Annotated in this window: 9 protein-coding genes; 4 read left to right on the forward strand and 5 right to left on the reverse strand. The window is 42.3% G+C overall.

The annotated features are described in order from the left end of the window. The coding region (locus CEX98_RS16075; protein ID WP_143484349.1) for a transposase at positions 1-117 on the reverse strand (117 nt) is incomplete at its 3' end. Positions 118-166: 49 nt separating this feature from the next. Next, complete coding sequence (locus CEX98_RS16080; RefSeq protein WP_431520164.1) at positions 167-1,132, reverse strand: porin; 966 nt, start codon at positions 1,130-1,132, stop codon at positions 167-169. 1,341 nt (positions 1,133-2,473) lie between these two features. Between CEX98_RS16080 and CEX98_RS16090 the strand changes: the two genes are divergently transcribed. Next, the gene (locus tag CEX98_RS16090) at positions 2,474-3,883 is read left to right on the forward strand and encodes a sensor domain-containing diguanylate cyclase (protein WP_099643049.1); all 1,410 of its coding nucleotides are present in this window, start codon (positions 2,474-2,476) and stop codon (positions 3,881-3,883) included. Here CEX98_RS16090 and ylqF read toward each other — a convergent pair. Together ylqF and CEX98_RS16100 are read right to left on the reverse strand one after the other, a co-directional pair. Next, entirely contained in the window at positions 3,880-4,824 is a 945-nt protein-coding gene (gene ylqF / locus CEX98_RS16095; protein ID WP_099643050.1) for a ribosome biogenesis GTPase YlqF, read from the reverse strand. The genes CEX98_RS16090 and ylqF overlap by 4 nt on opposite strands. 395 nt (positions 4,825-5,219) lie before the next feature. After that, positions 5,220-7,103 carry a methyl-accepting chemotaxis protein gene (locus tag CEX98_RS16100; protein WP_099643051.1) on the reverse strand — a complete coding sequence of 628 codons (1,884 nt, stop codon included), beginning with the start codon at positions 7,101-7,103 and terminating at the stop codon, positions 5,220-5,222. Positions 7,104-7,188: 85 nt separating this feature from the next. Here CEX98_RS16100 and CEX98_RS16105 point away from each other — a divergent pair, with 85 nt between their 5' ends. After that, on the forward strand, positions 7,189-8,358 hold the full coding sequence (locus tag CEX98_RS16105) for a porin (protein ID WP_099643052.1): 1,170 nt from the start codon (positions 7,189-7,191) through the stop codon (positions 8,356-8,358). Between the two features lie 117 nt (positions 8,359-8,475). Beyond that, a complete protein-coding gene (locus CEX98_RS16110; protein WP_099643053.1) occupies positions 8,476-9,117 on the forward strand; it encodes a DUF7379 domain-containing protein in 642 nt (213 codons plus the stop codon). On the opposite strand, the gene CEX98_RS16115 is transcribed toward CEX98_RS16110, so the two are convergent. Continuing rightward, positions 9,114-9,323: a hypothetical protein gene (locus tag CEX98_RS16115; RefSeq protein WP_099643054.1), complete on the reverse strand. Its 210-nt coding sequence runs from the start codon at positions 9,321-9,323 to the stop codon at positions 9,114-9,116. The two genes, CEX98_RS16110 and CEX98_RS16115, sit on opposite strands and share 4 nt — an antisense overlap. Before the next feature lie 518 nt (positions 9,324-9,841). Here CEX98_RS16115 and CEX98_RS16120 point away from each other — a divergent pair. Next, entirely contained in the window at positions 9,842-10,315 is a 474-nt protein-coding gene (locus CEX98_RS16120; RefSeq protein WP_099643055.1) for a Dps family protein, read from the forward strand. Positions 10,316-10,394: the final 79 nt, after the last annotated feature.

Consider the following 10,394-nt stretch of genomic DNA (forward strand, 5'->3'; position numbering starts at 1 on the left):
ATAAAACGTACTTTGGCCGATACCATGTTTGCGGCAGATTTCTGGAACAGGAATACCCGCCTCAGCTTCTTTGATCATGCTGACAATTTGGGTTTCGGTGAACTTGCTTTTTCTCATCGTAAATTTTCCTATTTTAGTTAATGGAAAATTCTACTTATGAACTGTTTCATTTTTTGGGGGAGTTACAGTAACTAAGAGATAGGTGATAACCAGAAATATCAGCGCCATCTAATACCGAAGTAGGATCAAGGGTATCTAGACTACGAGTGGCATATTCCGCTTCAAGCATAAAAGACTTGTGTTGATAGGCCAGCTCCAAGCCGACTTGCGACATACTATCTAACGCAGCAGTCTCACCACCTGCGGCATAATCGACAAGACGAACTTTTGCTTCACGGACCTCACCACGAGCAAGGCGATTGCCAAGCGTAGCGCCACCCATATCACGGTAAGAGCCCCAACCACCAAGGTGTAATGTGTTGCCCGGGCTGTGCTGTGACCAAGTCAAACGTCCTGAATACGCTAAAGCTAATCTATCATCTTGATCACGTCCCGATGCGCCAAACGCGTCGTTTTTGTAAACCCCAACAGCATAGCGAAAGCCAGAGTCTTTGAAATATTGATAGGCAGATGCGCCCCAACGGAAGTAAGGAGAGAAAGTATCAGCGACGGAGCTGCGCTCTACGGTGTTGATGTGTTTGCTACTGGTTAATGCGTTAAGCGTAATATCTTCTCTTAGTTTGCCGAACTGAAAACGCGGACCGTTTTTCCAACCGGTATAACGCACCCTAACCGTCACTATCTCGGCATCACCTTCAGCGAAGTCTAGTAATAACTTGTGCTCCCAGTCCCCTTGATCACTCTCCACATAGGTACGAATGCGGCGAGGAAAAAAGTCGCTGGCGGCATCACCATTATTATCGGCGCTGTATGCCCCACTAAAGTGATTAAAATCGAGCTGAACCCGACCACCAAACTCTAAATTGAATGATTTGTTAGATTGCAACTTCTTTACTTGCTCCTTTAGCTTAGCAACCTTACTAGCTAAAGGCTCATCTTGTTGTGCTAAAACGGGACTAGCAGTTACTGCAACTAGTAACATTGCAGCAATTGGTTTTAATATTGTTTTCATTGCTCTGTACTCATTTGTCTTAAACGTATTGTGACTAGCGACTACAACCTGCTATCAAGTAAGAGCTTATTGTTAACCCACAATTAACTATAGATTGCGGAGATAAGTTGATTAAATTGACTAAAACGCTTTTTGCTCATAAAAATCATGACCAAAATGAACATAAAGCCACAAAAAGTAAGATGTAATAACGAGTTAGGCAAAAAAAGAACGGAGATGTTAATAATAAAGCATGATTTATAGACTTAAATCTTGACCTATCATCTCACTCAAAGGTTCAAGTCTGTGCGCACACCGCTCAACTTATTATTACCTCCTGTATACAACCACTTCAATTAATTAAAAAACGAACAAATTACAACCACTTAGATCTAAATAAGAATTATTTTCAAAAAGACTGTTGACAGGAGCTTAAATCTAACTGATAATCAATCTCAACAAGGCGAGAGTGACGGCTCAACTTGTTATTACAATAGTTTCTTGACCCGAAACTGGGCTGGTATCCATAACTACCTCGGTCGTTAGCTGGCACTTGCATTGCTCCTCGTATTTAAGCGCTAACGCCACTTTTTACTTGCTACATTGCTCATATCGGTGACGGTAGATATGAAATCAAAAAGCCCTGCTCAGGGCTTTTTTATGCCTGAACTTTACGTCTAGCAAGGTTCAAAACATTAATGAGAATTATTTTCAAAAAAGTATTGACTCATAGTTAGATCTAATTGATAATCAATATCAACAAGACGGAAACGTGTTGTTAGCCAACTTAGTAAGAAGCGTAAATATTGGTAAAGCGCTATTTACCTGATGTACTCACGAATTTGGCTGAAGTACTCTAGTTTGTTTCTTGACCCTGAAACACGTCTGGCCTACGTATAAGGCTTGAATAAACTGAACTCAGTCACCCCTAAACCTGACTAAGTTTATTCTCACAATTTACTTGCTACATTGCTCATATCGGTGACGGTAGATATGAACTTAAAAAGCCCTGCTCAGGGCTTTTTTTATGCCCCAAATTCGACAAACATTAATGAGAATTATTTTCAAAAAGCTATTGACGCCAGGTTAAATCTAATTGATAATCAATATCAACAAGAACACATGTTCTCTGTTGATTCGACCCTGAATCGTGTTGTCGGTGACGTGCTACAACGCCCCTTGATGCGTGTCACTGGCAACCATTACTTGCTACATTGCTCATATCGGTGACGGTAGATATGAAATCAAAAAGCCCTGCTCAGGGCTTTTTTTATGCCTCCCCCTCTTGTGAATGTAATGTGCTGTAATCGTTTTCTGTTCCCAAAGCCAGTATTATTTTATTTTTCGAAAGATAACAATAATATGAACGCTCGACGCTATCGCTACAATATGTTGTTAAGCCTGCTACTGTTAGTTGGATTTATTTTCACCAGCTGGATCAGTATCGAGCATGCTAAACAATCTCTGTACAAAGGGATCAGCGACGATGCACTACCTCTTACCAGTCACCTCATTGATTTAGACTTGCAAAAGCGCCTACAAGCGCCCATTGTTGTCTCTCAGCAAATGGCCCATAACATCTTTATTAAGCGCTGGTTATTATCAGAGCACAAAGACCCTGAGGTAATCTTCAGCTATTTAGAAGATACACGCACCTTGCATCACGCAAAAACCAGCTTTTTGGTCGACGATAACAGCCTTACTTATTATCACTTTAACGGCAAAACTGAGCAGCTGGATATCCGTGCAAAACAAAATGATTGGTATCGAGAAAGCTTACACCGTGACACCGAGTACGCACTAAATGTAGATATAGATCCACGAGATAACAACGAAGCCATTGTGTATGTCAATCATAAGGTAATACATAATGACAGTGTGATTGGCGTAGTTGGTGTAGGAATTCTATTAGCCGACTTACATCGCTTAATTGAACAATACGAAAATAGCTATGCTCGCAAGCTCTATTTTATCGACCATAAAGGCCGATTGTTATTCTTTAACGATAATGCTCTATCTGGCACCAGTATCCATGACCGCTTTCCAACGCAAGCAGCGTCGCTTCTGAATCAAGCTGAGTATCAATTTCGACAAGAAACCGATGCCCACGCAGAGTTTATCCATTCTCGCTATTTAGAAAGCATAGGTTGGTATTTAATTGTGGAGCAAAGTATTGATAAATCCAGCGGCATCGATGATATTCTAACTACCAATTTATGGGTTGGAAGCCTTGTTACTATACTGATATTGGCCGTTGCACAACTGACTTTTAATCATTATCAAAAACGTCTCGAAAAAATGGCAACATATGACAAGCTAACCGACTCTTTTAATCGCCAAGCCTTTGAGCCACAGTTACAGCACCACCTTGCAAAAGCACGCAATCAATCCACGCCGGTTGCGATGTTGATGATGGATATCGATCATTTTAAGCAAGTGAACGATCAACATGGTCATGTGATTGGAGATAGAGTGCTGCAATGCTTTGCCGCTGTATGTAAACGCCAAATTGGCAACCGCGGAATGTTATGCCGTTGGGGTGGTGAAGAGTTTATGGTGTTGTTACCAAAAACAAATTTAGATCAGGGCTTAGCCATTGCAGAGAAGATCCATGCCGCGCTAGAACAAGCAGAATGTGAAGTGAAAGTGACTGTTAGTATTGGTGCTGCTCAATACCATATTGATGAATCTGAAGACGGCTTTATAAAGCGCGCCGATGCCGCGCTTTACCAAGCCAAACAAGGAAGAAATCAAACCAAATTCGCCGCTTAACGGCGATTTTTGCGTGCTCGTGCGCGGCGTTGACGCTTTTCTTCCTCTCGCGCCGCCTTTTTAGCCTCAGCCTGCGCTCTCAGCTCAGCCACCATTTCTTCTTCTGCTTCACGCATGTGTGGTGTTTCCATGGTAATACGGCCAATAATAGCATCGCGTAATTCATTGATAAGGATCTCTGACATTTTATGCGTATCAACCTGATTACCACCTTTTACGCATCCACGCTTACGACCGGCCATTTCAATAAAGGTCCAGTCACAATCCGGCAACTCGTCAATCTTATAACGTGCTTTTAAAAGCGCAGGGTATGCACTTAAGAGATATTCAGCGGTGTAACTCGCCACTTCTTCATAGTTAATAGCGGTATCACGAATAGCGCCCGTTGCAGCCAAACGATAGCCAGAGTTTTCATTCTCTACTTTTGGCCACAACATACCCGGCGTATCGTACAGCATAATGCCATCGTCGAGTTTGATGCGTTGCTGCGCCTTAGTAACCGCTGGCTCATTACCCGTTTTTGCAACAATGCGCCCTGCTAATGTATTAATGAGTGTTGATTTACCCACATTTGGAATACCCATTATCATGGCTTTAAGCTGCTTATCTTGGCCAACTTTGTGCGGCGCAAGCTTTTTACAAAGCGCATTAATACGCTGCACTTCATTTGCCTTATCATGACCAAACGCCAGCGCTTTTACGCCGCTCTCACGCTCAAAATATTCCATCCACTGCTTAGTTAGTTCAGGATCGGCAAGGTCAGCCTTGTTCATAATTTTGATAACAGGCTTATCACCACGAAGCGCAGATACCATTGGGTTCTCACTACTGTAGGGAATACGCGCATCCAGTACTTCAATAATGACATCCATTTGCGGCATGATCTCTTTGATCTCATTGCGCGCCTTGTTCATATGCCCCGGGAACCACTGTATTGCCATTCTAACCACCTGTATTAATTAACTTTAAAAGCTCATATGTTGTATATTTTTCAACACTTACCAAAGCCAAGACGACACCAATTCAAAGAGATTGATAAGTGTAGGATACAACATAGGGTACTAAGCGCTTTTAATACAGCAGCAGTACCACGTCACTAAAGAGGTTATTCTACTATAAATTAAAAGCATTGGGTTAATGGCTTTGTTAGCACGACGATTCAAAAGCTGCTTATGAGGTGAGATGTCGATACGACTTGTAAAAAGCCTTACTTTTTGTAGCTTCCACAGCAAAGCTAATTTATCCCTTTTATAAACCAATTTAATATGCTTTAAAAAACAATTGATTAGCTCTTTTTTATCCCAATCTCAGGTTAACTAATACTTTAAAGCTCAGCTCACAAAGTAAACTTAGACAGTAACGTTTCTTGCTCATGGGCATTGTTAGCAAGCTCTTCACTGGCGCTGTATTGCTTGCCTGAGAAGTGGCCAACTTCCACGCTAATATCATTGATATGTATAGTGTTTTTATTTATTTCTTCAATCACGACACTTTGCTCCTCGATGGCGGTCGCAATTTGAATATTACGGTCCATCAGCTCTTTGACGGCCTCTGAGATTTCTTCAAGCATTTCAGTTGCTTGCTCAGTTTGTGAGACACATAGCTGGGTTTTGTCTCGACTACTCCCCATGGCCTGCTGAACTTGCGTGGAAGATACTTGGATTTGATCTATCATGGATTTGATTTCAGTCGTAGATTCTTGCGTTTTGGATGCCAATGAGCGAACTTCGTCGGCAACAACGGCAAATCCGCGTCCTTGCTCACCTGCTCTTGCAGCTTCAATAGCAGCGTTTAATGCCAATAGGTTAGTTTGCTCCGCAATGCCGTTAATCACGGACAAAATATTTTCAATGCTCTGACTGTATTCAGCCAGTTGCGTGCTGAGCTCGTAAGATGCGGTGATGTCATCTGCCAAGGCGTTGATCTGCCCTCGAGCTTGGAAAAAGATATCACGCCCTTCTGAAGTTTTCTCATTGACCGAAGTGATAGAACTTGCCGCCTGCTGGGCATTGCCGGCTATCTCCGTTGAAGTTGTACTCATTTCGTTCATTGCCGTGGCAAGGTTTTCAATTAAGCTTACCTGTTGGTCCAACTTTTTAGATGATTGAGTCGACAATTCCTTAGCTGCATCACTGCTAATAACCACATCGTCGGCGCGCTCTTTAACGCTGCTCACAAGGCCATGTAAAAAGCCCAAAAACAAATTGAATTGCCGCGCTACCGTTCCGCACTCATCCTCATTTACGATTTTTAATCGTTTCGTAAGATCTCCTCCTCCACTTGCCATTCCCGTAATCGCTGACTCTAAATCATTAAGTGGTTTCAACAGATGGATAGCTAATGTTCTTACACATAACACACCGATAAACACAGCCAAAATAGCAATAACTAACGAGTTGAGGGTAATTTCCGTTAAGGTTTTATAGGCTTTGGCTTTGTCTATGAGCACCGCTAAATACCAATCGGTGCCAAAGGTATTGTCTAAAGAGTGTAAATAGAACAACCTGCTACCATCTTTGGTATCCACTTCTTGGAGTTGATCAATATTATCTAAGCGCAAATTAGCATACACTTGCTGTAGCTTTTTGCCATTGAGAGCGACATCTTGATGTGAAATCACATTACCCGATTTGTCGACTAAAAACGCATACCCAGTATTGTCGAAGTTAACTTGATTAACACTGCTGGCAATGGTTTTAAGACTTAAGTCGCCACCAATCACGCCTTTAAACCGACCTTCCGCTACAACAGGAGATACCACAGATAGTAATAACTCTCCTGTCGCCGCGTCCGTATATGGGCTGGTGTAAACCGTTTTATTTTGGTTTTTACCAAGCTGATACCAAGCTCGCTCTCTGAAGTCTACGCCAGGGGGATTTTTACGGGCAGGATTGTTCGATCTGAGCCCAGTTTCTGTGGCTAAGGTGCCAAAAGCGAGTAAAAACTCTTGCTTTAACACTGGGGTATTAAGCAACTTTTGGAAATTATCATCGCTGAAATCTTGCTCGAGCTGGCTTTTAATCACAGCAATTTGATTGGCTTTGGCCGCTAACCAGTTTTCAATACTTACCGCTAGCAGTTGTGTGCTGTCCGTCACATAAGCGTGTGTTTTCGCTTTTACCGAGTTACTAACAAACCAATAAGTAGATAACGTCGTGATAGAGATGATCAACAGGATCACGATGGCAGATGCCACAGAAAACTTAGTGCGGATCTTCATATTTCAACAACCTGAACAAAAAGCGTTCGAATATCGAAAGTGTTGTCTATAATTCGATTAATGGCAACTGAGCGAAGTAAAAACCATGCATTTTACCTTAAATACCTCAACCACTCTAATTGGCCTTGCCTGTTTACTGACATCATCTGTCACTTTGGCCACCAATCGCCCTGTCACTATGGCTGATATTCAAAACCTTGAAAACCAACTGGCAGAACTAAAAGCACGATTTATGGCACAAAATGCACAGCCACAAGCGCAAAAACCCGCACCGGAAACTCAGCAAGCGTCACAGTCAGACCCTGTAAGTGTTACTGCTTTTTCACCAAAAACAACGCTCAATACCTATGCAACAGTGCGACCGACACTCGGTTTGATCAATGAGGACAGCGAGAGTAATTGGGATGTCCGCGATGCCTTATCTCATGCTGGAATTAAGGTCACCCATGAATTTATGCCCGGATGGCAGGCAGAACTACATGGTGAATGGGGTATTGACCTCGCAAACGAGGGGAACTTTGGCAAGTCGCGCCGCGCTTATACAGCACTAGGCACTCCTTTTGGGCGTTTTGGCATTGGCAAGCAAAGGCCCGCTCAGTACCTATTTATTGCTGAATACGTTGATATTTTTAATCATGCGAGTAGTCCCTTTGCCTACGACCCTGAAAGCATCTTCTTCGTCGACAACTTGGTGACCTACAGATATAGCTTTGGACCGATGACCTTTATCGCTGCTGGTCAGTTCAATGGTGACAAAGGCGATAATCAAACCGACCTATTCAATACCGGATTAAGTTACGACCAAGCAGGTCTTCACGCTGCCATTACTTATCAACAAAACGACGTATATGACAATGAACAAGCGATTGGTGAAAATCAGATTTGGGCTGGATCACTCGCATATGAATTTACCCCACGTTTTTATGCTGCAATGGCCTATCAGGATAAGGATTATGAGCGCGTCGGTGCCTTGGACTCAAGACAAGGGCATACTTTTGATGTTTCTTTTGCTTACCAGCTTGCCAAACACTACAAGTTGAAAACGGGGTACTTTAACTTTGATGATGGTTACTATCGCCACGACCCACTTAATCAAAGTTATGATGGCTATAACCTAACGCTTGAGTGGCTTCCTACACCTCCACTTCGAGTACACCTTGAGTATTTAAATAAGTCTTTTGATAATCAAGTGGATATGGATTCTATTTCGGTTGGCTTTCGATATGACTACAAGCACGAATGGCAATTCGACTAATCGCACGCCTAAGACGATAAATAATTTATTTATTTGGTCCGATTTATACATCAAGTATTCAAGTGAGGGTGATACACTCAGGCTAGGTTCTGAGGTATTCACGTTTTAAGGAGCGACATGAACCACTCTCCTGTTCCATTCGATATTAGCGCGACCAAACAAGTTGAGTGCATTGTTGTATTGCACGGCTTATATATGTCTGGCTTTGTGATGAAACCACTCAGTGCAAGATTGGGAAAATCTGGTTATCGCATACTTAATTTGAGTTACAACACGCTCACGCCGAATATTGATGAAATCTGCGCGTCGATAGATCGCTTTATTGCCGACAGCCCTGCTGCGCTCGTTTGCCATTCAATGGGCGGATTAGTCGCTCGTGCTTATCTTGAGCGAGGCTCCGCAGCGAGTAAGCAAGTAAAAAAAGTGGTGACACTTGGAACACCACATAAGGGCAGTACCATTGCCAAACATATGCATGACAAAGGACTGGAGCTACTGTTAAAAAACAGTGTGGAATTTTTACTCTCTAGCAACCAAGATTGGCCCTTTGAAGCCAAGCTATATAGTATCGCAGGTGACTTACCAATCGGGCTCATGCCCTTACTACAAAAAGGTAGTCAATCTGACGGAACGGTATTGCTAGAAGAGACAAAGCTTAACGGCATGGCCGAGCATAAGGTGTTTCATCTCAGCCACACCAGCTTAATATATTCCCGTGCGGTTATGGATTACATTTGTGCGCTGCTTGAGAAGCCTTAATGCTCAGCACTAGCAGCCACTTTGTAAGCTATCACTGCGATCAGGCCAACCAATAGAGGTACTGGTGCAGCGATATAACCAAAGGTATCTGAATTCGCGATACTTGCACCAGCTAAGTGACCAACTAATCCAACAACAAAAGCCACTAAAGCGATAACAACGACCACGATTTCCATTTTATGTTCGGACTGTGTTTTGCCTTTCATACTCATTTCCTCAAGTAGTGAGACACTTTATTTTCGTGTCTTGATGAAATAATTATGCGCTTATGTAACGGTGATATTTTGACCTAAATCAATTTTAAAAACGCCAAAATGCACACCCCCTTAAACCTTTGTTTTGGATCAAATTTCACTCAGTCTTTCTCCTATTTTGGGCAAAGTTGGCAGGCTTTATTCCCTCGATACGCTCCTAACTTCAAGCCACTAAATAACCTTAGGTTTGGATAAGAAGTGAGGTAACTCATTGTTTTTAATATCACATTACATTATCTCCTTATCTAGCCAGTTCTCTAGCAGCCGCTATGTCTTACAACTGCATTAAATAGGTTTTTTTAGCTTCTTAGCTTGTTTTTTCGTACGACTATCCCAACGTCATATTGTATTAATATTTAATATGTTTTTATTCTAATGATTGATTTTTTCGATTAAACACTTTGATTTTAATCATTGGGCAATCCCACAGGGTTGCGCCATACTAACTGTAAATCAACAAGGAGCATCGCATGACAAACATTAATTCTATCGGTTTAGACAAAGATAAAAGCCAAGCTTTAGTAACTTCTCTCAACACCTTGTTAAGCAGTTATCAAATTCAATATATGAATGCCCGAGGTCTTCACTGGAATATCAAAGGTCGTGAGTTTTTTGAGTTACACCTGAAATTTGAAGAAATCTACACACTACTACTCGAGAAAGTAGATGAAATTGCAGAGCGTATTCTGACGATTGAAGGGAATCCGCTACATGCTTTTTCAGATTACTTGGAAACCAGCAAGATCGATGAAGCCAAAGGTATCAGCGACGGTACACAAGCTTTAGAAACACTGCTAGATGGCTATACAACGCTTATTTCAATGCAGCGCGAGATATTAGCACAAGCAGGAGACGCTGAAGACGAAGGGACAGCAGCCCTCATGAGTGACTACATCAAAGAGCAGGAAAAGCTGGTGTGGATGCTTAAAGCCTACCTAAACTAGTTATAAACTAGAAAAGCTGTTCACAAGTAGGACGCGATCTTTTCATGGCTCGCCGCTTAAAGCGGCTCCTACCAGGGGG

The sequence above is a fragment of the Pseudoalteromonas piscicida genome, assembly GCF_002744175.1.
Lineage (GTDB): Bacteria > Pseudomonadota > Gammaproteobacteria > Enterobacterales > Alteromonadaceae > Pseudoalteromonas > Pseudoalteromonas piscicida_B.

What these genes read in the sequence shown, in the direction of transcription:
- CEX98_RS16080 (WP_431520164.1), bottom strand. Translation starts at nt 1,132, where the DNA reads ATGAAAACAATATTAAAACCAATTGCTGCAATGTTACTAGTTGCAGTA.
- CEX98_RS16090 (WP_099643049.1), top strand. Translation starts at nt 2,474, where the DNA reads ATGAACGCTCGACGCTATCGCTACAATATGTTGTTAAGCCTGCTACTG.
- ylqF (WP_099643050.1), bottom strand. Translation starts at nt 4,824, where the DNA reads ATGGCAATACAGTGGTTCCCGGGGCATATGAACAAGGCGCGCAATGAG.
- CEX98_RS16100 (WP_099643051.1), bottom strand. Translation starts at nt 7,103, where the DNA reads ATGAAGATCCGCACTAAGTTTTCTGTGGCATCTGCCATCGTGATCCTG.
- CEX98_RS16105 (WP_099643052.1), top strand. Translation starts at nt 7,189, where the DNA reads ATGCATTTTACCTTAAATACCTCAACCACTCTAATTGGCCTTGCCTGT.
- CEX98_RS16110 (WP_099643053.1), top strand. Translation starts at nt 8,476, where the DNA reads ATGAACCACTCTCCTGTTCCATTCGATATTAGCGCGACCAAACAAGTT.
- CEX98_RS16115 (WP_099643054.1), bottom strand. Translation starts at nt 9,323, where the DNA reads ATGAAAGGCAAAACACAGTCCGAACATAAAATGGAAATCGTGGTCGTT.
- CEX98_RS16120 (WP_099643055.1), top strand. Translation starts at nt 9,842, where the DNA reads ATGACAAACATTAATTCTATCGGTTTAGACAAAGATAAAAGCCAAGCT.